At 72.0% G+C, this 25,576-nt stretch carries 24 protein-coding genes; 8 read left to right on the top strand and 16 right to left on the bottom strand.

Annotated features, from left to right (window positions below):
• Positions 1-87: 87 nt before the first annotated feature.
• From ABD401_RS18155 to ABD401_RS18180, 6 genes are all read right to left on the bottom strand, one after another.
• Positions 88-945 carry an FAD binding domain-containing protein gene (locus tag ABD401_RS18155; protein ID WP_344607311.1) on the bottom strand — a complete coding sequence of 286 codons (858 nt, stop codon included), beginning with the start codon at positions 943-945 and terminating at the stop codon, positions 88-90.
• Positions 942-3,317, bottom strand: coding sequence for a xanthine dehydrogenase family protein molybdopterin-binding subunit (locus ABD401_RS18160; RefSeq protein WP_344607313.1), 2,376 nt, complete (start codon positions 3,315-3,317; stop codon positions 942-944). The genes ABD401_RS18155 and ABD401_RS18160 overlap by 4 nt, the downstream gene beginning before the upstream one ends.
• Positions 3,314-3,838, bottom strand: coding sequence for a (2Fe-2S)-binding protein (locus ABD401_RS18165; RefSeq protein WP_425566197.1), 525 nt, complete (start codon positions 3,836-3,838; stop codon positions 3,314-3,316). Before ABD401_RS18165 ends, ABD401_RS18160 begins: the two co-directional genes overlap by 4 nt.
• 63 nt (positions 3,839-3,901) lie before the next feature.
• Entirely contained in the window at positions 3,902-5,029 is a 1,128-nt protein-coding gene (locus tag ABD401_RS18170; RefSeq protein ID WP_344607315.1) for a vWA domain-containing protein, read from the bottom strand.
• Between the two features lie 47 nt (positions 5,030-5,076).
• On the bottom strand, positions 5,077-5,967 hold the full coding sequence (locus ABD401_RS18175) for an AAA family ATPase (protein WP_344607317.1): 891 nt from the start codon (positions 5,965-5,967) through the stop codon (positions 5,077-5,079).
• An 85-nt stretch (positions 5,968-6,052) separates the two neighbouring features.
• Positions 6,053-6,271 carry a hypothetical protein gene (locus ABD401_RS18180; protein ID WP_344607319.1) on the bottom strand — a complete coding sequence of 73 codons (219 nt, stop codon included), beginning with the start codon at positions 6,269-6,271 and terminating at the stop codon, positions 6,053-6,055.
• Positions 6,272-6,493: 222 nt separating this feature from the next.
• Here ABD401_RS18180 and ABD401_RS18185 point away from each other — a divergent pair, with 222 nt between their 5' ends.
• Positions 6,494-7,072 (top strand): TMEM165/GDT1 family protein, encoded by a 579-nt coding sequence (locus tag ABD401_RS18185; protein WP_344607321.1) that lies wholly within the window; start codon positions 6,494-6,496, stop codon positions 7,070-7,072.
• A 15-nt stretch (positions 7,073-7,087) separates the two neighbouring features.
• Here ABD401_RS18185 and ABD401_RS18190 read toward each other — a convergent pair whose 3' ends face one another.
• From ABD401_RS18190 to ABD401_RS18200, 3 genes are all read right to left on the bottom strand, one after another.
• Complete coding sequence (locus ABD401_RS18190) at positions 7,088-7,810, bottom strand: alpha/beta hydrolase (RefSeq protein WP_344607323.1); 723 nt, start codon at positions 7,808-7,810, stop codon at positions 7,088-7,090.
• A gap of 10 nt (positions 7,811-7,820) precedes the next feature.
• The gene (locus tag ABD401_RS18195; protein WP_344607325.1) at positions 7,821-8,363 is read right to left on the bottom strand and encodes an MEDS domain-containing protein; all 543 of its coding nucleotides are present in this window, start codon (positions 8,361-8,363) and stop codon (positions 7,821-7,823) included.
• Between the two features lie 102 nt (positions 8,364-8,465).
• Positions 8,466-10,043: a PucR family transcriptional regulator gene (locus tag ABD401_RS18200; protein ID WP_344607327.1), complete on the bottom strand. Its 1,578-nt coding sequence runs from the start codon at positions 10,041-10,043 to the stop codon at positions 8,466-8,468.
• Between the two features lie 130 nt (positions 10,044-10,173).
• Between ABD401_RS18200 and ABD401_RS18205 the strand changes: the two genes are divergently transcribed.
• Both ABD401_RS18205 and ABD401_RS18210 read left to right on the top strand, forming a co-directional pair.
• Complete coding sequence (locus tag ABD401_RS18205) at positions 10,174-11,694, top strand: NAD(P)/FAD-dependent oxidoreductase (RefSeq protein ID WP_344607329.1); 1,521 nt, start codon at positions 10,174-10,176, stop codon at positions 11,692-11,694.
• A complete protein-coding gene (locus tag ABD401_RS18210) occupies positions 11,691-12,770 on the top strand; it encodes a carbon-nitrogen hydrolase family protein (protein WP_344607331.1) in 1,080 nt (359 codons plus the stop codon). The genes ABD401_RS18205 and ABD401_RS18210 overlap by 4 nt, the downstream gene beginning before the upstream one ends.
• A gap of 4 nt (positions 12,771-12,774) precedes the next feature.
• Here the strand turns inward: ABD401_RS18210 and ABD401_RS18215 are convergent, their stop codons facing one another.
• The 4 genes from ABD401_RS18215 to mobA form a co-directional block, all read right to left on the bottom strand.
• Positions 12,775-13,341 carry an NADPH-dependent FMN reductase gene (locus tag ABD401_RS18215; RefSeq protein ID WP_344607333.1) on the bottom strand — a complete coding sequence of 189 codons (567 nt, stop codon included), beginning with the start codon at positions 13,339-13,341 and terminating at the stop codon, positions 12,775-12,777.
• Positions 13,342-13,409: 68 nt separating this feature from the next.
• Positions 13,410-14,423: a methyltransferase gene (locus tag ABD401_RS18220; protein ID WP_344607335.1), complete on the bottom strand. Its 1,014-nt coding sequence runs from the start codon at positions 14,421-14,423 to the stop codon at positions 13,410-13,412.
• 59 nt (positions 14,424-14,482) lie between these two features.
• Positions 14,483-15,673 (bottom strand): molybdopterin-binding protein, encoded by a 1,191-nt coding sequence (locus ABD401_RS18225; RefSeq protein WP_344607337.1) that lies wholly within the window; start codon positions 15,671-15,673, stop codon positions 14,483-14,485.
• Positions 15,666-16,526: a molybdenum cofactor guanylyltransferase gene (mobA, locus tag ABD401_RS18230; RefSeq protein ID WP_344607339.1), complete on the bottom strand. Its 861-nt coding sequence runs from the start codon at positions 16,524-16,526 to the stop codon at positions 15,666-15,668. Before mobA ends, ABD401_RS18225 begins: the two co-directional genes overlap by 8 nt.
• A 71-nt stretch (positions 16,527-16,597) precedes the next feature.
• On the opposite strand from mobA, the gene ABD401_RS18235 reads away from it, so the two are divergent.
• From ABD401_RS18235 to ABD401_RS18245, 3 genes are all read left to right on the top strand, one after another.
• The gene (locus ABD401_RS18235) at positions 16,598-17,761 is read left to right on the top strand and encodes a hypothetical protein (RefSeq protein WP_344607341.1); all 1,164 of its coding nucleotides are present in this window, start codon (positions 16,598-16,600) and stop codon (positions 17,759-17,761) included.
• Between the two features lie 128 nt (positions 17,762-17,889).
• Positions 17,890-18,738, top strand: coding sequence for a 3-hydroxyacyl-CoA dehydrogenase family protein (locus ABD401_RS18240; RefSeq protein ID WP_344607343.1), 849 nt, complete (start codon positions 17,890-17,892; stop codon positions 18,736-18,738).
• 4 nt (positions 18,739-18,742) lie between these two features.
• Entirely contained in the window at positions 18,743-19,588 is an 846-nt protein-coding gene (locus ABD401_RS18245; RefSeq protein ID WP_344607345.1) for an alpha/beta fold hydrolase, read from the top strand.
• Between the two features lie 208 nt (positions 19,589-19,796).
• Here ABD401_RS18245 and ABD401_RS18250 read toward each other — a convergent pair whose 3' ends face one another.
• The gene (locus tag ABD401_RS18250) at positions 19,797-20,963 is read right to left on the bottom strand and encodes a TetR/AcrR family transcriptional regulator (protein WP_344607347.1); all 1,167 of its coding nucleotides are present in this window, start codon (positions 20,961-20,963) and stop codon (positions 19,797-19,799) included.
• Positions 20,964-21,046: 83 nt separating this feature from the next.
• Here ABD401_RS18250 and ABD401_RS18255 point away from each other — a divergent pair, with 83 nt between their 5' ends.
• Together ABD401_RS18255 and ABD401_RS18260 are read left to right on the top strand one after the other, a co-directional pair.
• Positions 21,047-22,234, top strand: a complete 1,188-nt coding sequence (locus ABD401_RS18255; protein WP_344607349.1) for a lipid-transfer protein — start codon at positions 21,047-21,049, stop codon at positions 22,232-22,234.
• Positions 22,235-22,517: 283 nt separating this feature from the next.
• The gene (locus ABD401_RS18260; protein WP_344607351.1) at positions 22,518-23,510 is read left to right on the top strand and encodes an AraC family transcriptional regulator; all 993 of its coding nucleotides are present in this window, start codon (positions 22,518-22,520) and stop codon (positions 23,508-23,510) included.
• On the opposite strand, the gene ABD401_RS18265 is transcribed toward ABD401_RS18260, so the two are convergent.
• Together ABD401_RS18265 and ABD401_RS18270 are read right to left on the bottom strand one after the other, a co-directional pair.
• Positions 23,491-24,630: an acyl-CoA dehydrogenase family protein gene (locus ABD401_RS18265; protein ID WP_344607353.1), complete on the bottom strand. Its 1,140-nt coding sequence runs from the start codon at positions 24,628-24,630 to the stop codon at positions 23,491-23,493. The genes ABD401_RS18260 and ABD401_RS18265 overlap by 20 nt on opposite strands.
• An 82-nt stretch (positions 24,631-24,712) precedes the next feature.
• On the bottom strand, positions 24,713-25,570 hold the full coding sequence (locus tag ABD401_RS18270) for a PaaX family transcriptional regulator (RefSeq protein WP_344607355.1): 858 nt from the start codon (positions 25,568-25,570) through the stop codon (positions 24,713-24,715).
• Positions 25,571-25,576 lie beyond the last annotated feature (6 nt).

Here is a 25,576-nt window from a genome sequence, read left to right on the forward strand (position 1 = left end):
ATCGTCGGACGTAACGAGCGACGACCCGCCCCGGGGGCGTCCGGGACGGGCCGTCGACTCAAGTGAACCAACTGTTCGATGCGACGGTCAGGACAGACCCGCCGCCTTCGCGACCGCGCGACCGGTCAGGACGCGGGCCAGCTCGGCCCGGTAGTCCGCCTGCGCGTTGAGGTCGCTGGTCGGGTTCGTGCCCTCGGCCGCGGACGCCGCCGCGGCCGTGATCGCCTCGGCGGAGGCCGCCGACCCGGCGAGCGCCGCCTCGGTCGCCGCCGCCCGCAGATGGGTCGGACCCATGTTGGTCAGCGCGATCCGGGCCTCGGCGATGCTGCCGCTCTCGCGCCGCACCGCCGCGGCCACACCCACGATCGACCAGGCCTGCGCCACCCGGTTGAACTTCTCGTAGTGCGTGCCCCACCCGGCGCCCAGTTTCGGGAGCCGCACGGAGACGAGCACCTCGTCCTCGGCCAGCGTCGTCGTCAGGTAGTCGACGAAGAAGTCCGACGCCGCCACCTCACGCGTCCCGCCCGGCCCGGCGATGGTCATCGTCGCGCCGTGGACGAGCGTCACACCCGGCAGGTCACCCGCCGGGTCGGCGTGCGCGATCGCGCCGCCGAACGTGCCCCGGTGCCGGACCTGCGGGTCCGCCACCGTCGCGGTCGCCTGCGCCAGCAGCGGCGCGTGCTCCCGCACCAGCGGGTTGTTCAGCACGTCGTGGTGCGTCGTCGCCGCCCCGATGACGATCGCGTCGCCGTCCTCGGAGACGCCGGTCATCTCGGAGCAACCCGAGACGTCCACGATCAGCTCCGGCGCGGCGAGCCGCAGCCGCAGGATCGGGATCAGGGACTGCCCACCGCCGAGGATCTTCGCGTCCTCGCTCGTGCCGAGCGCCGCCACCGCGTCCGCCGCGGTGGTGACCCGCACGTAGTCGAACTTCGCCGGGATCATGCCGCACCGCCCTTCGCCGACTGGATGGCTCGCCAGACGCGCTCCGGTGTGCACGGCATCTGGACGTCGTTGATGCCGAGCGGGCGCAGCGCGTCGACGATCGCGTTCACGACCGCCGGGGTCGAGGCGATGCACCCGGCCTCGCCGACGCCCTTGGCGCCGATCGGGTTGTCCGTCGACGGCGTCTCCGTACGGTCCGTCAGGAATGACGGGACGTCAGCCGCGGACGGGACCAGGTAGTCCACGAGCGTGCCGGTGATGAGGTTCCCGGCGTCGTCGTAGACGGCCTCCTCGAACAGAGCCTGCGCGATGCCCTGCACCAGACCGCCGTGGATCTGGCCCTCGACGATCATCGGGTTCACGACGGTCCCGACGTCGTCCACGCACGCGTACCGGTAGATCTCGGTCCACCCGGTCTCGGTGTCGATCTCGACAGCGCACAGGTGCGTGCCGTGCGGGTACGAGAGGTTCACCGGGTCGAAGGTGTAGGCCGAGTTCAGCGACGGCTCCATCCCGTCCGGGAGGTTGTGCGCCAACTGCGTGGCCGCCGCGACCTCGACGAAGGAGATCTGCGGTCCGGGGGAGCCCTTGACGGTGAAGACACCGTTCGCGAACTCCAGGTCGTCCGGGTTCGCCTCGAGGGTGTGCGCCGCGACCCGCTTCGCCTTCTCGATGACCTTGTCGCAGGCCTTCACGATCGCCGAGCCACCGACGACCAGCGACCGTGAGCCGTAGGTGTCCATGCCCTGCGGTCCGGTCGCGGTGTCGCCGGCGAGGAGCTCGACGTCCTCGAACGGCACCCCGAGCTTGTCCGACACCAGCTGCGACCACGCCGTCCAGTGACCCTGGCCGTGCGGCGTCGAGCCGGAGACCACCTGGATCTTGCCGGTGAGCGTCACGCGGATCTCCGCGCGCTCCCAACCGCCGGCGCCGACGCCGAGCTGACCCATCACCCGCGAGGGCGCGAGCCCGCACGCCTCGGTGAAGGTCGAGACGCCGATGCCGATCTGCTTGCGGTCACCGCGCTCCCGGCGGGCCTTCTGCTCGGCGCGGAGGGCGTCGTAGTCGAACAGTTCGACGGCCCGGTCGGTCGCGGCCTCGTAGTTGCCGGAGTCGTAGACCGAGCCCGAGATCGTCGTGTACGGGAACTCGTGGTGCTCGATCCAGTTCTTGCGCCGCACCTCGATCGGGTCCATGCCGAGCTCGGCGGCGAGCTCGTCCATCATCCGCTCGATGGCGTACGTCGCCTCGGGCCGGCCGGCGCCGCGGTAGGCGTCGGTCGGGGTGAGGTTGGTGAACACCGTCCGGCAGTTGAACTGGTAGGCGTCCATCTTGTAGATCGCGTTGAACATCGCCGCGCCGAACATCGGCACGCCGGCGGTGAACAGGCGCAGGCCCGCGCCGAGGTCCGCGATCAGGTCGACCTTGAGGCCGAGCAGCTTGCCCTCGCGGGTGGCCGCGATCTCGATGTCCTGGATCTGCGCACGGCCGTGGTGCATCTGCAGGAAGTTCTCGCTGCGCGACTCGGTCCACTTCACCGGCCGGCCGAGCCGCCGGGCCAGGTGGACGCCGATGATCTCCTCGGTCAGGCAGTTGATCTTCCCGCCGAAGCCGCCGCCCACGTCCGGGGCGACCACGCGCAGCTTGTGCTCCGGCTGCCCCGTCAGCATCGCGAGCAGCAGGCGCAGCACGTGCGGGATCTGCGTCGCCGCATACACCGTCACGTCGTCCATGGTCGGGACGACGAGCACCGCGCGCGGCTCCATCGGCGTCGGCAGCAGGCGCTGCTGACGGAAGCGGCGCGAAATGACGACGCCACCCTCGGACTCGGCCCGGGCCTTCGCGGCCTGGTAGTCCTCGCCGGGGGACTCGATGTAGAAGCAGGTGTTCGTGCCGATGGAGGAGTGCACGAGCGCCTCGTCCTTGACGGCCTCCTCGAGGTCGACCACCGCGGTCAGCGGCTCGTAGTCGACGTCGATGGCCTCGAGGGCGTCGGCGGCCTGGTAGCGCGTCTCGGCCACGACCACCGCGATGGGCTCGCCCACGTACCGGACCTCGTCGGTGGCCAGCGGCGTCATGACCGGCTTCTTCATCTCCGGGTGGACGGTCCACGCGTCGGGGATGACGGCCTGCGCCTCACCGAAGTCGGCGGCGCTGTACACCGCGACGACGCCGGGGTAGGACTTCGCCGGCTCCGTGTTGACGCGGATCTTCGCGTGGGCCATCGGGCTGCGCAGGTACGCCGCGTACAGCATCCCGGGGGCGGAGAGGTTGTCGACCCAGCGCGTCTGACCCGTGATCAGATGCGCGTCCTCCTTGCGGCGCAGCGGCTGGCCGAACGCCGACTCGTACTCCTTGTCGGTGACCGTCATGCCGTCACCCCCGAGCCCATCGCCGCGGCCGCGGTCTGCACCGCACGCACGATGTTGTGGTAGCCCGTGCACCGGCAGAGGTTGCCCTCCAGACCTTCACGGATCTCGGCCTCGCTCGGGTTCGGGTTCTCCTTCAGCAGGTCGACCGACGCCATGATCATGCCGGGCGTGCAGTAACCGCACTGGAGGCCGTGACACTCGCGGAACGCCTCCTGCACCGGGTGCAGATCGCTGTCCACGGTGTCGGCCAGGCCCTCGATGGTGAGGACGTCGGCGCCGTCCGCCTGCACGGCCAGCACGGTGCAGCTCTTCACCGACTGGCCGTTGAGCGAGACCGTGCAGGCCCCGCAGTTCGAGGTGTCGCACCCGACGGGCGTTCCGCCCTTGCCGAGCACGTCACGGAGGTAATGGACGAGGAGCAGGCGGGGCTCTACGTCGTGGGACGCGGATCGTCCGTCGACATTGACATTGATCGCTACCAAGGTCTTCTCCAACCGGGCGGTACAGGAGGACGGGCTCATGAAGTTGTGATGGGACGGTCAGGTTTCGCAGCGTCAGTGGAGCGTCACCGACACGTGGCCACCCTAGGCAGCGGACCTTGGAACGGGCCAGAGGCGAGCGGCCCGGAGAAAGTCCTCGGACAGCAATTTCGCGAGTTCGGCGAACGCCTCCACCGAATGGCCCGAGACAAGTCGGTCGATATGGGGTAGTGCGGCCGACATCCCGGCGGCGGTCGGCGCGAACCCCTCCTTGCCGACGTGCGGGTTGACCCAGACGACCGCCCGGGCGAGTCGCCGCAGCCGCGCCATCTGGTCGGCGAGCAGGTCCACCTCGCCCCGCTCCCACCCGTCGCTGGCGATGACGACGACGGCGCCGCGCGCCATGCCCCGCTGGCCCCAGCGGTCGAGGAAGGCCTGGAGCAACTCGCCGAGGCGCGTGCCGCCGGACCAGTCGGGCACCGCGGCCGCGACCGCCTTCAGCGCCGCGTCCGGGTCGCGCGCGGACATCGCGCGGGTGATGCGTGTCAGCCGCGTCCCGATCGTGAAGACCTCGACGGCCGGCCGCCGGCGGCTCAGCGTGTGCGCGAAGCGCAGGTACGCCTCGGCGTAGGGCTCCATGGACCCGGAGACGTCGAGGAGCAGGACGATCCGGCGCGGCCGGTCGCGTTTGCTCTTCCGGGGGAGTTCGACGGTCTCCCCGCCACGGCGGAGCATCGCGCGCAGCACCCGGCGCGGGTCGACGTCCCCGCGGGCGGCGGCCTCGGTGCGCAGGCTCCGGCGCGTCGGCCCGACGGCGGCGAGCTGGGCCAGCATCCGCCGAACCTCCTCCCGCTGCTCGTCGGTCAGCGTCGCGAAGTCGGCCTGGCGCAGCAGGTCGGTGTCCGAGGCCTCGGTCGCGAGCTCCTGCGTCTCGGTCGGGGCGTCGGTCTCGCCGTCGAGCGTGTCGAGGGCGGTGATGCCGACGACCCGGCTCGGCGTCTTCTGCAGGCCGAGGGCGGCGTTGCGCGGGATCTCCCCGCCGAAGTACGCCGCGAACGCCGCGTCGAAGCGGGCGATGTCCTCGGGTCCGGTGCACAGCGTCAGCCGGCCGGCCCAGTACGCGTCGACCCCGCGCCGGACGTCGAGGGTGTGGAGCGCCCGCAGCATCGCCTCGAACCGTCCGGTGTCGGCGACCATCCCCGCGGCCCGCAGCGTCCGGACGAAACCGGCCATCGTGACGACGATGTCCCGGTCGGGTCCGGATTGGCCGCCGCGGGTCATCAGCGGACGAGTTGCGCCAGGCCGGCGGTGGTGACGCGGTCGGTGTCCTCGCGGTACTTGAGCACCGCGCCGAGGGTCCGCGCCGCGGCGTCGACGTCGAGACGCCGCGCCCCGAGGGCGAGCAGGGCCGCGGTCCAGTCCAGCGACTCCGCGATCCCCGGCGGCTTGAGCAGGTTCAGCTCCCGCAGCACGCCCGTCGCGTAGGCGACCTGGTCGGCGAGCTCCTCGGTGACGTCCGGCAGCCGCCGTCGCAGGATCTCGACCTCGCGCTCGTACGGCGGGTGGTCCAGCCAGTGGTAGAGGCAGCGCCGCTTCAAGGCGTCGTGGACCTCGCGCGTCCGGTTCGAGGTGACGACGACGACCGGGGGCGTGTCGGTGTGGATCGTCCCGAGCTCGGGGATCGAGATCGTGAAGTCCGAGAGGACCTCGAGCAGGAACGCCTCGAACTCGTCGTCGGCGCGGTCGAGCTCGTCGACGAGCAGGACGGCCGGGCTGGTCTCGATCGCCTGCAGCAGCGGCCGCGCCAGCAGGAACCGGCGGTCGTAGAGCTCGCCCTCCAGCCGTGCCGCGTCCGCGCCGCCGGCCGCCTCGGCCGCGCGCAGGTGCAGCAGCTGGCGGGGGAAGTCCCAGTCGTAGAGCGCCTGGGCCGCGTCGATGCCCTCGTAGCACTGGAGCCGGATCAGGGGAGTGCCCGACAGTTTCGCCAGCGCGTGCGCCAGGGCGGTCTTCCCGACCCCGGCCTCACCTTCGAGGAACAGGGGCCGCCCCAGCCGCAGGGCGAGGAACGCCGCGGTCGCGATGCCGGGGTCCGCGAGGTAGTCGACCCCGTCCAGGGCCCGGGCCAGCTCCTCGGGGTTCGCGAACTGCGTCGCGAGGGTGCCGTCGCTCACGTTCGCACCGTACCCGTCGAGCGTCGCCCGGGTGGGCTGCGTCGCGCCGGATCGGCGCAATGTCGAAAAAGGGTGTCGGCGGGCGTCAGCGGGCGGCGGCGACGGGGGCCGCGACGGGGGCGGTGGGGGTCCCGGGCTTCGCGGGGGAGCCGGAGGGGGTGGCGAGGGTCAGGGTCGCGGCGACGGTGAGGGCGCCCGCGACGGCCATGACGGCGAGGAAGGCGATGCCGCGCGCGTCGGCGCGGGCGTTCTCCACCTCGGGGTCGAGGGCCTGCGAGGTGTTGTTCGTGTCGATCAAGCTCATGATCACTCCGTCTACCGCTGTACGTCCCCGGCCACACTTCGACGGAGATCACAACGATCTTGACGGGGCCGTTCGGATTGATCTTGGTCCTACGAATGGAGGATCTCACGCCGACGCGCCCGCCTTGAGCAGCAATTTCGCCTTTGTGGCGCGCCTCTCCGGTGACGCGACCCACACCCGCCCCGGGCCGAGACGGGCCCGCCCGGCGGGGAGGATGGCGCGGTGGCGAACGCAGCGGTGGTGGCCGGGACGGCCTTCGGGGTCATCTTCCTGGCGGAGCTGCCGGACAAGACGATGTTCGCCTCGCTCGCGATGGGCGCCCGGATGCGGGCGCGGTACGTCTGGCTCGGAACCAGCTCGGCGTTCGCCGTCCACGCGACGCTCGCGGCCCTCGTCGGCGGGGCGCTGGCCCAGCTCCCGGACCGCCCGGTCAAGCTCGCCTCGGCCGCGATGTTCGCGCTCGGGGCCCTGCTGATCCTGCGCGGGTCCTCGGAGACCGTCGACGAGTCCGGCTTCGACGCCACCCAGCGGTTCTGGCCCGCCTACAGCGCCGGCTTCCTCGCCGTCTTCGTCAGCGAGTGGGGCGACCTCACCCAGATCACCACCGCGAACCTCGCCGCCAACAACAGCGCGCTCGCGGTCGGGATCGGCGCCTTCGTGGCCCTGTGCGCCGTCTCCGGGCTGGCTCTCGCCGCCGGACGGACGATCGCGACCAAGGTGCCGCTGCTCGTCGTCCGGCGGGTCGCCGCCGGGGTGATGGTGACGCTCTCGCTCTGGTCCCTGGTCCAGGCGTTCAGCTGAGCGCCTGAGCTCCCGTCAGACCTGTCCGGCGATCTTCGCCAGGAACCGGACGGTCTTGTCCGCCTCGGTGATCATCGGGAAGTGGCCGCAGTCCCAGGCCGCGGCCCGGGTGGTGCGGCGGGCCATGATCCGCTGGATGTGCGGGTGGATGACCATGTCGTTGTTGCAGACCAGGAAGGTCGACTTCTTCTCGTAGAAGGCGTACTTGCCGGGGTGCTGGTTGAACGAGTCGAGCCGCTGCGGGCTCAGCATCGTGATGATCTCGGCGTACTGCTCGTCGTCGAAGTCCGAGTAGAAGATCGGCCGGGCCGGCTCGGGGAGGATCGTCGCCACCCCGTCCTCGATGGAGAGCGCGTCGCGCAGGTTGGGCCGGCCGGTGTGGTCGATGCCCTCGACCTCGCCGACCACGCCGGCGGTGTTGATCGTCTCGCCCTCCTCCAGGAGGTACCCGGCGAGGACGACGACGTGCTCGACGTTGGGGTGCAGGCCCGCGCCGGTGACGACCGCGCCGCCGTAGGAGTGCCCGACGAGGACGATCGGACCCGGTACGCCGTCCAGGACCTCGGTCAGCGCGGCGATGTCACCGAGCAGGTCCGGCTGGGGCCGGGTGTCGGCGCCGCGGCCGGGGAGGTCGGGGGCCAGAGCGTTGATGCCGAGATTCGCGAGGCCCTTGAGCGTGGGGGCCCAGTAACCGCTGCCGTGGAAGGCGCCGTGAACGAGAACAACAGTCGCTGCCATGTGGCGGACGTTACCGCGCCTCGCAGTACGGGTTGCGAACCAGGACACCACTGACGAGGACGACGGGGTGCGCCCGCAGCGCGGGGATGATCACGTGCCGCCCGAGCCGCTCCAGGTCGTACAGGCACAGGGCGGTCGCGTCGAGCTGGCGGGCCAGCGCGGTGGTCTCGGCCTCGTAGGCCATGAACTCCTCGAGGACGGGCGTCCCGAACGCCGCCTCGGCCCAGCTCATGTCGCTCGCCGTGCGCGTCCCGCGACCGTGCGCCTCGCCCCAGGCCTGCCAGTAGGAGAGCAGGTGCTCCCGGTCGAAGGCGCCGCCGTGGGTGTAGGTCGCGGGGTAGGAGTCCAGCGCCAGGTCGGGTCCGAGGGTCTGGGCCAGCCACTCCCGGTCGGCGTCGCCGGCGATGCACAGGCACGGCGCCCCCGCGGCAAGCCCGGCGGCGAGGAACTCGCGCAGGATCTCCCGCCGCTCCGCCTCGCCCCGGTAGAAGGCGCAGACGTGGTCGCCCGGGGCGGTCGTCAACCGTTCCGCGGACAGGGTCGGGGCGCTCATGGCCGGAGTCTGGCAGGCCCGAGCCGGCAAAGCTTGGGCCTGCGAGCACGAGAGTCGGCGGTCGAATCTCGCCTCGCAGGCCGGGGCCGTCCCACCGAAGGGTCAGCGCGGCGCGCCTTGGAGGATCCGCCAAGCCCGGGTCGCGACGTGCAGGTTGAACCGGCTGTCGACGTCGGCGAGGTCGTAGCCGCTGATCTCCCGGATCCGCTGGAGCCGGTAGCGCAGCGTGCTCCGGTGGACGGCGACGGCCTGCGCGGTCTCGTCGTAGTTGCCGCCGCGTTCGAGGTACTCGATCAGCGTCCGGACCAGGTCGGACCGGTGCCGGGCGTCGTACTCCAGCAGCGCGCCGAGCCACTGCTGGACGAACGCGTCGAGCTCGGGGTTCGGCCCGCCCGCGGCGAGGAGACGGAAGATCCCGAGGTCGGCGTAGGTCGTCGCGCCGTGGGGATCCGCCGAGTTCAGCCGGACGTCGAGCGCGAGCAGCGCCTCCCGGCACGAGTCGGGGTAGTCCGCCGGCGCCGAGCAGACCCGCCCGACCCCGATCGCCACGGCGCGGGCGAGCCGGTCGCCGACCGCGGCGAGCAGGTCGGCCGTCGGCACCGGGGCGGCGGCGAGCAGGAGCACCGTGTCCGAGCGGCGGCCGGTCAGCGCCGTCAGCCCGAGCCGGGTGACCGCGGCGTCGACGGCGTCGGCGAGCTCGTCGGTCTCCGCCCCGCCGATCGCGAGCACCTGGTGCGGCTGGTGCAGGTCGTGGCCGAGCGCCTGCGCGCGCAGGTGCGCGCCGGCCGCGTCGGTGCCGGTCGTCAGGTCCGAGACCAGGTCCCGCCGCAGTCGCAGCTCGGTCTCGGCGAGGGTCCGGACGTGCGCGAGCTCCATCGCCAGCACCACCGCCCCGTGCTGCAGCGCGACGGTGTCGAGCGGCCCGGCGTCGCCGTCCGGGTCGGCCAGGACGAGGACGCCGAGGACGTCGTCCCGCGGCTGGGCCAGCGCGAGCAGCCGGCCGTCGGCGCGCAGCGGGCGGCCCTCGGCCTGGGCGCGGCGGATCAGCTCGGCGCGGGCCCGGCGATCCGGCTTCGGGTACGGGTCCGGACGGCCGGGACCGGCCCACGCGCGCAGGTTGCCGAAGCGGTCCTCGACGGCGACGCCCCGCCCGGTCAGCTCCGCGACCGCCGCGGCGATCCCGGCCTCGCCGCCGCCGGCCGCGCTCACCCGGGCGAGGGCCTCGTGGATCTCGACCGTGCGCTCCAGGTCGGACACCGTCGCGGCCAGCCGCTCCTTCGCGGCGTCCGCGGCCGCGGCCTCGGCGAGCGCCTGCTGGTGCAGCTCGGCGTTGGCCAGCGAGGTCCCGGTCTGGTGGGCGAGTACCCGCCAGAGGAACTCGGCCTCCGCCGGGGGCGGCGCGTCCGCCCCGACGACGAGGTGGCCCCGCAGCCCGCCGGGGCCGTGCAGGGGATAGGCGGCGCTCCACGCCGTGGCGGGGCGGGCGACCTCGTCCTCCGACCCCGCCTCCAGCTGCGCCTCGACCGACGAGCACGGCCCGAGCGCCGGGGCCGACCCGAGCGCGAGGGCGACGATCTCGTCGGCGTCCCGGGTCTCGGTCATCAGCATCCCGAGGACGAACAGTCCGTGCAGGTCCGAGAGCTGCCGGCGCAGCCGTGCGACCTCGTCCTCGTCAGCCATCGCCGCGACCCTAGACCTGTCAGACCGACGATCGCCAGCGAACTTCGTGCTCCCGGACGGTGCTGCGGGGGACCGGCGCACGGCAGGGTGTGAGCCCGGACACAGGACGAGCGTGAGGGCGGAGACACGGATGAGCAGGCGTGAGCAGGCGGACGTCGTGGTGGTGGGTGCCCGCGTGGCCGGATCCCCGGCGGCGATCGAACTGGCCCGGCGCGGCCGGAAGGTCGTCGTGCTCGACTCCTCGACCTTCCCCTCCGACACGCTCTCGACCCACGTCGTCTTCCCGACGCTGACCGCCGAGCTCGCCGCCCTCGGGGCGCTGGAACCGCTGCTCGCGACCGGGACCCCCAAGCAGCCGAAGGTGCTGATCAACCACGGCGGGATCGACGTCCATTGGGACTACACCCCGGTCGACGGCTACGACTTCGGCATGTGCCCCCGGCGTACGACGCTCGACGGCGTCCTGGTCGACGTGGCCCGCGAGGCCGGCGCCGAGATCCGCGAGGCCACGAAGGTCACCGGGCTGGAGTGGACGGCCGGGCGTGTGAGCGGTGTCCACTACAAGGACCGCGAGGGCAACACCGGGACGATCGGCTGCAAGCTCGTCATCGGCGCCGACGGCCGCCGGTCGACGGTGGCCTCGCTGGTCGGGTCCGCGGTGCCGTACCGCCGCGACGAGAACGGCCGCGGCCTGGTCTTCATGTACGTCGACGACCCGTACCCCGCGGACAGCGAGGAGCGGTCGCAGCTGTTCCAGTGGCGCGTCGGTGACACCCTCGGCATGTACTTCCCGACGTGCGACAACGGCGCGGTCGTGCTGTTCATGCCGCCGCGCGAGCAGGTCAACTGGTTCGGCCAGGACCTCGTCCACTGGAACGAGCGCCTGAACCAGTACCCGATGCTCAAGGAGCGCATCGCCGGCGGCGCCCCGCGCACCAAGCTGCGCAAGGCCTCCGACCCGTTCTCCTACTTCCGCAAGTCCTCCGGCCCCGGCTGGGCGCTGGTCGGCGACGCCGGGCACTTCAAGGACCCGGTCATCGCGCAGGGCATCCGCGACGGCGTCCACTACGGCCGCAAGCTCGGCCAGGCCGCCGCGGCGGCGCTCGACGACCCGACGTGGCTCGACCGCGCCCTGTTCGACTGGGAGCTCGACCGCGACCGGGAGTGCGTCATCAGCTACCACTTCGCGCTCCGCCTCTCGAAGACGCACCCGGTCTCGCCGGTGGAGCTGGAGATCTGGAAGGCCAGCGAGCACGACCCGCAGCGGGCCCGCCGCCTCGCCGACGCCTTCGGCCGGACGCTCTCGCCCGAGAAGCTCCTCAACTACCCGGACCTGATCACCTGGACCGCCCGCGGCTTCCTGGACCGGCGGCAGTCGAATCGCGACGTCCTCGGCGACGTCACGCGCGAGCTGAGCACCAAGGCCCGGCTCTACCGCGACCTCGCCCGCATCTCGCGCGGCAAGCGGCTCGTGCCCCGGAACTGGGAGGCGTGGGGCGGCACCAAACCGATCCCGCCGGAGAAGCTGACGGCTGATCACGTGGCGCCGCGTCAGCCGCAGCGCAGCGACCTCGCCCGCGACGAGGGCGAGCTCGTGCGCGCCTCCGCCAACGGCGTCCACCCCGCACCGACCCTGGAGCAGGCCTCGTGAGCAACACCGTCCGCATCGCCGTCGTCCAGCCCGCCCTGAAGATCGGGGAGGTGGAGGCGAACATGGCGCGCTGCGAGGCTCTCGTCCGCGACGCGCACCGGCAGCACAACCCGCAGGTGATCGTGCTGCCCGAGGCCTTCACCTCGCCCAACGTCTACGACGAGCGGCTGCGCAACTGCGCGATGCCCGTCGACGGGGCGCCGTACCAGCTGCTCAAGCGACTCGCCCGCGAGCTCGACTGCACCGTCGGCGGCGGCTTTCTCGCCAAGCGGGGCCAGGACACCCGGAACACGTTCGTCCTCGCCGACCCGGACGGCACGACCAACCTGCACGACAAGGACGAGCCGAGCGTGTGGGAGTACTGCTACTACACGCCCGGCACCGACCCCGGCGTCTTCAGCCACCGGTTCGGCACCGTCGGGCTGGCGTGCGGCTTCGAGACCGGCCGCTCCCGCACCGCGCGACGCATGGCGGCGGCGCGCGTGAACCTCATCCTCGCCGGGTGCTGCTGGCCGTCGTACCCGACGTGGGCGTTCCCGCGCGGCTGGTTCAACCGCGACATGGAGTACTACCGCGTCTGGGCCGCTGACACGACCCGGACGCTGGCCCGCGCCGTCGGCGCCCCCGCCGCGACGGCGTGGCACGTCGGGAACATCAAGGGCAAGACGCCCGCGATGCCCGGCATCCCGTGGAACACGATCATGACCGGCGAGTCCCAGATCTGCGAGCGCGACGGCACCGTCCTGGCCCGCATGACCTACGAGGACGGCGAGGGCTCGGTCGCCGCCGACGTGAAGATCGCCGACCCCCAGCCGGTCGACATCATCCCGTCCGGGTTCTGGATCCGCCCCCAGCCGGTGACGATGCACTTCGTCTGGCACTACATGAAGCAGCACGGCCGGCTGCGCTACAAGCTCGACAAGAAGCTCGGCCGCTTCCCGTGGGCCGACGAGTACCCGGACACCGACCTGCCCAACTACAACCCGGGCCTCGCCCCGGCCGAAGCCCCGGCGGACGCCCCGGTCGCCGCGGTCCCGGCCGAGGCCCCGTCAGATCAGCAGGCGGTGAAGGCCTGAGGACTTACCGCCGGGGGATGACGGTGAGGACGCGTTCGATGTGGGTCGCGAACTCCTGCATGTAGTCGGTCAGGAACTCCGCGGTCGAGGGGTCGGTGATCTCTCCGTCGTCGCGGAACACCTCGGGCGTGAAGTGGACGTAGGCCTCCGGCGAGGTCATCTGCCGCGCGTTGCAGAAGCTCAGCACCGCGCGCAGGCTCTGCTGGCCCACGGCGGTCCCGATCGCGCCGATCGACGCCCCGATCACCGCCGCCGGCATGTGGTGGAAGGAGTTCTGTCCCCACGGCCGCGAGGCCCAGTCGATGGCGTTCTTCAACGCCCCCGGGATCGACCGGTTGTACTCCGGCGTGACGAACAGAACCGCGTCGGAGCCGGCGATCGCCTCCTTCAGCGCGAGCGCCTGCGGCGGGTAGTTCGCGTCGTGGTCGGGGCTGTAGAGCGGCAGGTTCCCGATCGGGATCTCGGTGAACTCCAGGTGCTCCGGGGCCAGGCGGATCAGCGCGCGGCTGAGGACCCGGTTGATCGAGGTCGACGACAGGCTGCCGACGAAGTACCCCACGCGGGTGGCCATGCTGGTTCCTCTTCTCGGAAGGGGTGTCCGAACCCCATCCCGATACCCAGCGGCCGATCCGCCACGCGCTACTTGATCCCGACGACCATCGAGACGGGTCCGGCGAGGTGCTGGACCCGGGTCTCGGTGAAGCCGACGAGCGTCATCCACCCGCTGCAGTCCTTGCCGGTGTAGTCGAAGCCGCCCTGAGTCTCGATGAGCATGTTCAGGCTCATCAGCAGACCGAAGGCGTTCTCGCGCCGGTCGTCGTCGATCAGGGTCTCGTAGACGATCAGCGCGCCGCCCTCGGGCAGCGCGTCGTAGGCCTTGCCGAGCAGTTCGAACTTGGTCTCGAACGGCCAGTCGTGCAGGATCCGGCCCATCACGACGACGTCGGCGTTCGGCAGGTCGTCGGTGAAGAAGTCCCCGCCGGCGAAGGTGACGCGGTCGGCGACGCCGTGCTCGGTGACGTACTCGGTGAAGATCGGCTCGACGGCCGGCAGGTCGAAGCCGGCGCCGGTCAGGTGCGGGTGCGCCTTCGCGAGCGCGACGGGCACCGCGCCCTGGGCACAACCGACGTCGAGGAAGCTGGAGTAGTCCTTCCACGGGAAGGCCTCGGCGAGCGCGTACGCGGGGCCGAGGCTCGCGCCGGTCATCGCCCGCAGGAACTGCTGGAGCCGGTCGGGGTCGGAGTACAGCGCGTCGAACAGGTCGTCGCCGCCGCCCTTGGCCTCGTTCTGCGGCTCGCCGGTCCGCAGCGCCTCGGTGAGGTTGCCCCAGTGCGTGTACAGCCGGGCATTCGCCATCTCGAGGATGCCGCCGACGTAGGTGGGGGAGTTGCGGTCCAGGTACGCCGCGGTCGCGGGGGTGTTGGCGTAGCCGTTGTCGTCCCGGGTCAGCATTCCGAGGGCGACGAGCGCGTCGAAGAAGTCGACCGCCGAGCGCGGGTGCAGCCCGAACTCCGCGGACAGCACCGGCAGCGGCTTCGGTCCGTCGGCCAGCGCGGTGAACACGCCGAGCTCGACCGCGCTCAGGAGCGTCTTCGCGCCCCAGAACCCGAAGCCGAGCTGCAGGATCGCGTCGGGCGTGACGTTCCGGTCCATCGGGACTCTCCTTGGGCGTGCTCGGGACGGGCGTGCTCGGGACGGGCGGGGTCAGCGTCTCAGGTGCGGAGCAGGCGTACCGGGACCCGGTCACCGGCCCCGGGACCGGGGGTCCCGGCGGGCAGCACGACGATGCCGTCGGCCCGCACCAGCGAGGTGAGCACCCCGGCCCGGCGGGTCAGCGGGGTCGCGACGAGATCGTCGCCGTCGGAGGAGAGCTGCACGCGGATCCAGTCCTCGCTGCTCTCGGTCGAGTTCAGTCCGGTGGCCAGCCGGGCCTCGACGACCGCGCGCCGCGGGGGCGCGGTGTTCATCAGGGCGGCGATCATCGGCGCAGCGAAGACCTCGAACGTCAGCGCGGCCGAGACGGGGTAGCCCGGCGCGCCGAGCACCGGCGTCCGGCCCGCGACGCCGAGCACGACCGGGTGCCCCGGCCGCACCGCGACCCCGTGCACCGCCAGCGCCCCGGCCGCGGCGACGACGTCGGCGGTGTGGTCCCCACGGCCCTTGCTCGACCCCGCGATGAAGAGAACGAGGTCGGACGTGGCCGCCGCGTCGCGCATCGCCGCGAGCAGCTGCGGCGGTTCGTCGGGGACGATGTCGAGGATCCGCGTCCGGCAGCCGAGCTCCTCCGCCTGGGCGGCGAGCATCAGCGAGTTGGTGTCGAGGATGTCGCCGGGTTCAAGCCGCGAACCGAGGGGACGGATCTCGTCGCCGGTCGGGACGATCGCCACCCGCGGAGCCTGATGCACCGTCAGGTTCTCGTGTCCGGCGGCTGCCGCGGCCGCGACGTCCCAGGGCTGGAGACGCAGCCCGGCCGGCAGCAGCGTCTCGCCCTCGCGGACGTCCTCGCCGACCGGACGGACGTGCTTGCCCGGCTCGGCCGCCTTGCCGACCTCGGCCTTGTCGTCGACGAACGTCACGTCCTCGCGCATGACGACCGCGTCGTAGCCGGTCGGCATCGGGTCCCCGGTGTCGACGACGACGAAGTCGGTCAGCACCGCCCCGGCCGTCGCCTGCGCGGCGTGGACGGCGATCCCGTCCATCGCGGCGGCGTCGTAGGCGGGGGACGAGCGGCGGGCGAGCACCGGCTCGGCGGTCACCCGGCCGACGGCGCGGTTCAGCGGCACCACCTCGGCCGGGGTGCGCTCCGGGCACCCCGCGGCCCGGCACGCCTCGAGCCAGATCGCCAGGGACTCGGCGGCGGGGAGGTCGTGCGCGGGCTCCGGCGGCATCGAGGCGTCAGACACCGACGTTGGAGGTCAGGATCGCGACCGAGTCGCCCTGGAACAGGGGGACGTCGGGCTCCTTCGCCACCTTCTCGCTGTTGACGGTGACGAGCAGAGCGGCCGCGATGCCGATGCGCATCGTCCGCGTCGCGCTGCCGATGTTGGCGGCGCGGATCGTCTCGATCCGGGTCTTGCCCTGGTCCATCCACGTGCCGTGGATGTGGATCGTGATCTCGGGCTCCGGCTCGGCGCGGGCCTGCTCGTACTCCTCGGCCGTGTTGATGTTGCGGACCGAGGCGAGCTCGGGGTCCACGTGCTCGAGGATCGGGTCGGCCAACAGGTCGGCGGCGTCGAGTTCGCGGACGTTCGACTCGGCGAACAGCTCGCCGGGCGTCCGGGCGCCCTTCTCGAGCAGCTCCATGGCGCGGTCGCCGAGCTCGGTCCGGTAACCCGCGGCGAGGGGCTGGCGGTGGTCGTGAAGGATCGGCAGCGCGACCTCGACGTCGTCCATCGACGTCATCACCCGGTGCACGTACCGCGGGTGCAGGAACGGCAGGTCGGTGGAGGTCACGAACGCGATCGGGACGGTCTCGCCCACGGCCTGCAGACCGGCGGCGATGCCCTGCAGCGGGCCGAGGCCCTCGACCGGGTCCTCGACGACGCGGACGCCGTCGGGCAGCGGGGGGAGTTCCTGGCCGGGGGCGGACACGACCACGACCGGTCCGCTCACCGCGCGCTGGAGCAGCGCGGTCGTGCGGTAGAGCAGCGTGGAGCCGTGCCAGTCCAGGGCCGCCTTGGGCGTGCCCATGCGTGAGGAGCGGCCGCCGGCCAGGACGACGCCGCCCGCACCGAAGAGACGAGGTGTCGACTGCACGGCCCCGACCGTACCGGGAGTTGTCCCATTTCTCCCCGGGGCGGGGCGGTACCGGTGAGAATGGTGAGGTTATGACGAGTTCAGGTGGCGACTGGGTCGCAGTCCCGGTCCCGGGTCAGCCGGACCGGTGGGACTTCGTGCCCCACGAGCAGCCGCCCTCCCCGGACGGCAGCCCCGGCCGTTGGCACGTGGTCGGCGGGTCGGGCACCGAGGTCGGCCAGTGGCAGTGGTTCCCGACGAACCCCCTGCCCACGCCGCCCCCGCCGCTGCTTTTCCAGAGCACCGGGGGGCAGGCGGCGGCGACGAGCGTCCCGATCGCGAGCCCGAAGCGGTCGAAGAAGGTTCCGTTGGCCATCGCCGCGGCCGTCGCGGTGATCGCCGCCGCCGCGACCGGCGGCGTCCTCCTGCTGTCCGGCGACGACGACAGCAAGCACAAGGAGGAGATCACCGCGCTGGTCAACTACGTCACCACCGTCGACAAGGGTGAGGACGTCTGCACCAGCCACCTGACCGAGGACTTCGTCCGCACCGTCTTCGGGGACGTCGCGACCTGCGAGCAGGACGACTCCGACGACGACGACTCCGACGGCGCGACGGGCGCGCTGGTCGAGAACATCCAGATCGACGACGAGGACGCCACCGCGACCGTCACCGTCCGGGGTGGGAGCACCGACGGCGCGACCGGGACCTGGGCCTTCCGCCGCGGCGACGACGACGTCTGGCGCGTCGCGGAGTGGCGGGCGGACTACCTGCGCTCCAGCCTGGAGAGGACCTTCGGCGAGAAGTACGACTCCGACGGGCCGGACGACCCGTTCGACAACCCGACCGTCCGCAGCTGCGTGAAGGACCGCCTGCTCGGCCAGGACGACCCCGCGTTCCTCGACACCGCGCACCAGCTGTTCCGCAACAGCCAGGAGAGCTCGGCCAAGCTGCTCGGGTTCATGGCGGAGTGCCCGAGCGACACCGAGGGCGTCTCCGCGCTGCGGGCGCTGTTCGAGAAGGGTTTCCGCGCGAGCGCGCAGCTGCCGGAGCCGATCACCGAGTGCATCGTGCTCGGCATGCGGACCGGTCTCTCGGACGAGGAGATCAAGCAGCTCAGCCTCAACCGTGGCCAGCCGGCGCCGCCGCACATCCAGGCCCGGATCCAGCAGATCACGATCACCTGCGCGGGCTCGCCGACGTCGTTCGACCCGGTGCCCGAGGACCTCGCGCCGGGTCCGGACCTCGGCGTCTGACCTTGTGGGACACTCTGTCCGACCAGAGTGTCTGACATGGTGTCCGCCCGGCCCGGCGCGTCGCGACCGGCCGCCATCGGGTTGGCTGTGCGCAGACGAATCCGGACAGCGACGGGAGTACGCCGAGCATGGGCGAGTACAGCGCGGTGATCGGGGCCGGGACGATGGGGCTGGGGATCGCCTACGTCCTGGCGGCGGCGGGGGACACGGCGATCCTGGTGGAGCCGGACTCCGGCCGGGGCGCGAACGCGGTGGCGACCCTGACCGGCGTCGCCGAGTCGGCGGTCAAGCGGGGGAAGCTGGAGGAGGCCGCGGCCAAGGAGCTGATCGGCCGGATCTCGGTCGTCGCGGCCGTGGAGGACCTGCCGGCCGGGACCGCGGACCTGGTCGTCGAGGCCGTCCCGGAGCGGATGGATCTGAAGAAGGACCTGCTCCCGCGGATCGAGTCGCACTGCGCGCCGGAGATCCTCGCGACGAACACCTCGGGCCTGTCGATCGACGAGCTCGCGACGGTGCTGACCCGGCCGGAGCGGTTCCTGGGCCTGCACTTCTTCAACCCGGTGTGGGTGATGCCGCTGCTGGAGATCGTCCGCGGCGAGCAGACCGACCCGGCGGTGCTGGAGTCGGCCCGCGCCCTGGCGGTGCGGATCGGCAAGGAGCCGATCGTCGTGAAGAACATGCCGGGTTTCGCGACCTCGCGTCTCGGGGTGGCGATCGGCCTGGAGGGCATGCGGATGCTCGAGGAGGGCGTCGCCTCGGCCGAGGACATCGACAAGGCGATGGAGCTCGGCTACAAGCACCCGATGGGTCCGCTGCGCCTGACCGACCTCGTCGGCCTGGACGTCCGGCTCGACATCGCGCGCAACCTGTCCAAGGACCTGGGGCCGCGCTTCGAGCCCCCGCAGATCCTCATCGACAAGGTCGCCGCCGGTGAGCTCGGCAAGAAGTCCGGCAAGGGCTTCTACGACTGGAGCTGACCTCGTGGCCGCGCCCGAGTTCGTCGACGTCGCCGGCCGTCGCACCCGGGTCCGCATCGAAGGCGACCCGGCCGGGCGGCCGGTGGTGCTCCTGCACGGCATCGGGCGCTCGCTGGAGGACTGGGACCCGCAGTTCGAGCTGCTGCGGGCCGGCAACCGGCTGATCGCGCTGGACCTGCCCGGGTTCGGGTACTCCCAGCGGCGGCCGGAGCCCTCGACGCTGCCGTCGTTCGCGGCCGGCGTGCTGGAGACGCTCGACGCGCTGGGGGAGTCGCGCCCGGTCCACCTGATCGGCAACTCCCTCGGCGGGGCGGTCTCGCTCGGCGTCCTCGGCGCCGCGCCGGACCGCGTCGCCTCCGTCGTGCTGGTGAACAGCGGCGGCTTCGGCCGCGAGGTCACGTACCTGCTGCGGATGCTCGCGGTCCCCGGCGTCGGCAAGCAGCTGCTCCGTCGCCCCACCCGCGCCTCGGCCCGGCTGATCGAGCGCGCGCTCTACCGCGACCGGTCGTACGCCACCCCGGAGCGGATCGAGCACGCGCTGAAGCTCGGCCGGCAGCCCGAGGCCGCGGCGTTTATGGCCGAGACCGCCCTGGGCCTCGGCACGATCCGCGGCGTCGACCAGGGCTGGCGCCGCGATCTTCTCGTCGCCGCCCGCAAGCACCCGAAGCCGATGCTGATCGTCTGGGGCGACCGGGACAAGATCCTGCCCCACCGTCACCTCGAGACCGCTCGCCGCGCCTTCCCCGACGCGAAGACCCACCTGTTCCCCGACACCGGTCACATGCCCCAGATCGAACGCGCCCCCGAGTTCGCCGCCCTCGTCCAGGAGTTCCTCGCCTCCCAGGCCTGAGGCGCGCCCCCCTTCCGCAGTGGAGATGACATCTCCAGTGCGAACAGCGGTATCCGTTGGAGATGTCATCTCCACTGCACAGAGCGGTTTCCGTTGGAGATGTCATCTCCACTGCACAGAGCGGTTTCCGTTGGAGATGTCATCTCCACTGCACAGAGCGGTATCCGTTGGAGATGTCATCTCCAAGGAAAGGTTTCGTGTTTCGGCGCTACTGCTGGAGGAGCCAGGCGGCGTCGCGGGCGGTGGCGCGGAGGCCGGGGATGCGGCGGAGCCGGGGTGTGCGGGCGACGTCGTTGGCCATCATCTGGGCGGCCTGGACCTTGATGCGGGTGACGACGGGGTCGTCGGGGTGGTGGGCGCCGGCGAGGGCGACCCAGTCCTGGATGAACTCGCGCTGCAGCCGGCGGGCCTCGGCGGCGCGAGCCTCGCTGCCGAGGTGGATGAGCTCGTGAATCATTGCGATGACCAGGCTCGGGTGATCGAGCGTCAGATCCACGTAGGCGTCGGAGAGTCGGCGAAGGACCTCGGCGGGGGTGCGCCCCTCGTCGCGGGCGGTGTCCATGGCGGCGCGCAGTCCCCGGAGCCCACGGGCGAGGGCGTCGACGAGGATGTCCTGCTTGCTCGCGAAGTGGTTGTAGACGCTCGGGCCCGCGATGCCGACGGCGGCGCCGATGTCGTCGATGCTCACCTCGGCGTAGCCGCGCTCCGCGAACAGGTCGGTGGCGGCGTCGAGGATCTCGTCGGCCCGGCTCGCGGGCTTCGGACGGCGGGCGCGCGTCTCGCGGGTGGTGTCGGCGGGCGGGTCCATTCGCAGGATCCGCGTCGCGAGGTCGGCGAGCAGGTCGTCGAACTCCGGACGGGGGAGCACCTGGCGATGGAAGGAGATGCTCGTCAGCGTGTCCGAGGCGCAGACGCCGAGGAGCTCGGCCTGCTCGGTCGTCAGCTCGGGACGGCGGGCGGCGATCTCCGTCGTCAGCCAGCCGGAGATCTGCACGCGCTTCTTGCGGATCTGCGCGGCGGCGTCGGGGGAGAGGTTGCGCGACTCGCGCTGCAGGAGCACCCCGGCCTCGCGGGTGTCGAGCGTCGCGCGGGCGAGGACGGCGGCGATCTGCGGCAGGTCCGCGCCCTCGTCGGTGGGCAGCGCCGTGAGCGTCGCTTCGAGGGCGGTGTCGATGGCGTCGAAGAGCAGGTCCGCCTTGCCGGCGTAGTGCCGGTAGACCGCGGAAGCCCCGACGTTGACCGCGGCGGCGATGTCGGAGACCGCCACGTTCGCGTAGCCGCGCTGGGCGAACAGCTCGGTCGCGGCGTCGCGGATCAGGGCCCGTCGGTTGCGCGGGCGGGTGCCGCGGGGCGGTGGGGTCGCGCTCAGGGACAACGCCGCACCCCCTTGGATCCTCGTCGCCGGACACCTAGGATTTCGACCCTAAGTGAATCAATGCTAGCCAACGGAGGCTTCGGATGAGCGGCAAGGCACGGGTTGCCGGTGTGGGCATGGTGCCCTTCGCGACACCGAGCAAGGCACAGCCGTACGACGTCATGGCGACCGGGGCCGTGACGGCGGCGCTGTCGGACGCGGGCGTCGACTACGACGCGATCCAGCAGGCCTACGTCGGCTACGTCTACGGCGACTCGACCTGCGGGCAGAACGCGCTCTACAACGTCGGTCTGACGGGCATCCCGGTCGTCAACGTCAACAACAACTGCTCGACCGGGTCCTCGGCGCTGTGGCTCGCGCGCCAGGCGGTCGAGTCCGGCGCGGCGGACGTCGTGCTCGCGCTCGGGTTCGAGCAGATGCAGCGCGGCGCCCTCGGTTCGCACTGGGACGACCGGCCCTCCCCGTTCGGCCGCTTCGACGAGACGCTCAACCGGGTGCAGGGCCCCGCGCCGGAGAACACCCCGCTCGCCCCGCGCTACTTCGGCGGCGCCGGCGAGGCGTACCGCGAGAAGTACGGCCTCGGGGACGACGTCTTCGCGCGCATCGCGGTCAAGGCCCGCGCCCACGCGGCCAACAACCCGTACTCGGTGTTCCGCGACCCGATCAGCCTCGACGACGTCCTGAACTCGCCGCAGATCTACGGCCCGCTGACGCGCCTTCAGTGCTGCCCGCCCACCTGCGGCGCGGCCGCCGCGGTGCTCGTCAGCCCGGCCTACGCGGCCAAGCAGGGCCTGCGCGCGAACGTCCAGATCAGCGCCCAGGCGATGACCACCGACCGGCCGTCCTCGTTCGAGACCGACCTGATGCGCCTGGTCGGGTTCGACATGGCCCGCGAGGCCGCGGATCAGGTCTACGAGGCCGCCGGCGTCGCACCCGAGGACATCCGCGTCGTCGAGCTCCACGACTGCTTCACCACCAACGAGCTGCTCACCTACGAGGCGCTGCGCCTGACCCCCGAGGGCACCGCGGAGAAGTTCATCCTCGACGGCGACAACACCTACGGCGGACGGGTCGTCACCAACCCGTCGGGCGGCCTGCTCTCCAAGGGTCACCCCCTGGGTGCGACCGGGCTCGCCCAGTGCGCCGAGCTCGTCTGGCAGCTCCGCGGCGAGGCCGGCCCCCGGCAGGTCGAGGGCGTCAACGTCGCCCTCCAGCACAACCTCGGCCTCGGCGGCGCCGCCGTCGTCTCGCTCTACGAGAAGGTCGCCTGACCCCGGCGTGCGAAGAAAGGGTGACACCCCTTACTGCGCAGTAAGGGGTGTCACCCTTTCTTGACATTGCCTTCTTGACATTGCGGTGGCCTCGGCTCCCCGGGACGGGAGCCGAGGCCACAGCGGTGACGAGCGGTCGCCCTCGGGCCACCAAGGACGACGGCGACCGCCGGCGGCCGTCGGCGGCGCACGTTAGGCGGGTCGGCCCGGGCCCGCTTGCCATCTGGCGCCAGTTCCGCACCGGGAGGGTGACGGACGGCCCCGCCGCGGCGAGACTGCGGTCATGGAGGCGCGCGGGCTGACGCGGGCGGCGACGATGGGTCCCGTCGCGGACCTCGTGCGCCGCAGCGGTGGACGGCCCGACCCGCTGTTCCGGCATCTCGGCCTCTCGCCGCGGCTCGCGGACGAGCCGGAGCGGCTGATCCTGCTCCGGGATCAGCTCCGGCTGATCGAGGCCGCCGCGCGGTCCGTGGGTGACGCCGGCTTCGGCGCCCGACTCTCGGCCGAGGTGGGCTTCGCCGGCCTCGGCGGGTACGCCCGCCGGATCTCCCGCAGCCGGACCGTCGCCGAGGCGATCGCGCGGATCAACAACACGATCGCCGTCGACCTGCAGTCGGCCACCGCGACCTGGGTCGAACGGACGGGGCGTCAGATCAAGTGGTGCTACCGCGTCACCGAGCGGGTCGAACTCGGGCGGCAGCAGAACGAACTGCTCGCGCTCGGCTACCAGTTGAGCATGTTGCGCGGGTTCGCCGGCGCGCGGTGGATGCCGGTGCGCATCGACCTGCCCGCGGCTCGGCGACCGGTCTGCGCGGCGGCGTCGGACGCATTCCGGTGCGAGGTCGTTCCCGGCGAGGTGGCGGGGATCGTGTTCGGCGTCCCCGTGCTCTCGTTGGCCAACCCCGGCCGACCGGCCGGGGACGACGGACCCGTGGAGGACCCGGTGCCCCGGACCGACGACCTCGTCGCCTGCGCGGAGCGCCTGCTCGACGCCGCGCTGCTCGAGGGCCGCCCGACGCTGCGCGACCTCGCCGGGCGCCTGGAGACGACTCCCCGCACGTTGCAGCGCCGCCTGGCCGCAGCCGGGGAGTCGTTCGACTCCCTGCTGCGGCGCACGCTGCACCGGCGGGCGGACGAACTGCTGGCGGCCGGCCACAGCGTGACCAGCACGGCCGTCGAGCTCGGGTACTCCGACACCGCGCACTTCTCCCGCGCCTACCGCAGCTGGACGGGGCACCCGCCCAGCCGAGGGATCGTCAGAGCGAGCGGGCGATGAGTTCCTTCATCAGCTCGTTCGCGCCGCCGTAGATGCGCTGGACGCGACCGTCGGCAGCCATGCGGGTGATGGGGTACTCCCACATGAACCCGTAGCCGCCGAAGAGCTGCTGGCACTTGTCGACGACCTGACCCTGCGTCTCCGACACCCACCACTTGGCCATGGAGGCGGTGGCGTTGTCGAGCTCGCCCCGGCAGTGCTTGACGACGCAGTCGTCGATGAACGTCCGGGCGATCTTGGCGAGCGTGGCGCACTCGGCGAGAACGAAGCGGGTGTTCTGCAGGTCGAACAGGGTGCCGCCGAAGGCCTCGCGGTTCTTGGTGTGCTCGATGGTCTGGGCCACCGCGGCCTCCATGACCGCGGCGCCGATGACGGCGAGGATCAGGCGCTCCTGCGGGAGCTGCTGCATCGTCTGGTGGAACCCGCGGCCGGCCTGGCCGAGCAGGTTCGTCACCGGCACCCGGACGTTGTCGAAGAACAGCTCAGCGGTGTCGGAGGCGTGCATGCCCATCTTGTCGAGCAGACGGCCGACCGAGTAGCCCGGCCGGTCCTGCGTCTCGACGACGACGAGCGAGATGCCCGAGACGCCCGGCGCGGCCGGGTCGGTCTTGCAGACGACGATGACGAGGTCGGCCTGGCCGCCGTTCGTGATGAACGTCTTGCTGCCGTTGATGACGTACTCGTCGCCGTCCTGGATCGCGGTGGTGCGCAGCGCCTTGAGGTCCGAGCCGCAGCCGGGCTCGGTCATCGCGATCGCGGCGACGAGGTCACCGGAGGCCATGCCGGGCAGCCAGCGCTGCTTCTGCTCCTCGGTGCCGTAGGCCTCGATGTAGTGCGCGCAGATGCCGCTGTGGACCGAGTTGCCGAAGCCGGTGTCACCGGTCGACGCCTGGGCGGAGAGGATCGCGAACTCGTGGGCGAGCGTGCCGCCACCGCCGCCGTACTCCTCGGGGATGCCCGCGCAGAGCAGCCCGACCGAGCCGGCCTTGCGCCACAGGTCACGGTCGACGTGCTTGTTGGCCTCGGCCTTCTCGCGGTGGGGCACCGACTCGGTGAGGAAGAACTTCCTCGCCATGTCCATCAGCGCGAGGGTCTCGTCGTCGGCCCAGGGGTAAGTCACGGCGGCTCTCCAAGCGTCCATGCCTAATACGGATTCACTTGAAGGCTAGGCGGTATTCACATATGGCGCAACGTGACCGCCGTCAATCGGCGGTGAGCTCCGCCCACCGGGCCCGGGCGCCGGGGGCCCAGGCGTCGTGCTTGGCGTCGAAGACCGCCTTGGCGCGGTGGCCGATCCACTTCGACGGCAACAGCGAGTCCGGCAGCTGCGGGTCCAGGAACGGGAACCGGCGCCACTCGTGCACGAGCCGGACCTGCGCGAACAGCGTCTCGTCCCCGGGGGCGGGGGACCGGTCGGCGGCCACCATCGCGAGGAACTGCTCGTAGTGCTCGGCCACCTGGGCCAGATCCCACGCGCGGTCGACCAGGGAGCGTTCGGACCCGATCTCGCCGAACGGCCCGACGAAGGAGAGCGCCGAGCCCTCCAGGCCGAGGTCGGCGATGATCCGTCGGACCTCCTCGGCCCGCTCCGGGTGCGGGCTCACCCACATGCCCCCGACGGGGTTGCCGAGGCCGGCCCACGCGAGCCGGGTCTGCAGCTTGTGCCGGAGCTTGCGCTGCGACTCCGGGACCGAGGCCATGACGACGAGCCAGCGCCCGTCCCACGCCTGCTGCCGGTTGCCGACGGAGTAGATGCGCTCGGCGCCCTCGGTCAGCAGCTTCCGCCCCGGGGGCGCGAGCACCCAGCGGACCCGCCGGCCGTCGCGTTCGGAGGAGATCCAGCCGTCCGAGGCGGTCCGCGCGATCGCCTGCCGCGCGGACTTCTCCTCGACGTCCAGCCCGGCCAGGACGTGCAGCAGGGCGGACGTCCAGACCGGGCGCTTGCTGGGCAGTACCAGTTCGCCGAGCACCGTCAGCAGCAGCGAGCGGGCGCTGCGCGGACTGACGCTGTGCCGGCGCGAGAGCACCGGAGTGGCGGGCATGGCGTTCATCGACGCCATCCAAGC

This window comes from Sporichthya brevicatena (genome assembly GCF_039525035.1).
Lineage (GTDB): Bacteria > Actinomycetota > Actinomycetes > Sporichthyales > Sporichthyaceae > Sporichthya > Sporichthya brevicatena.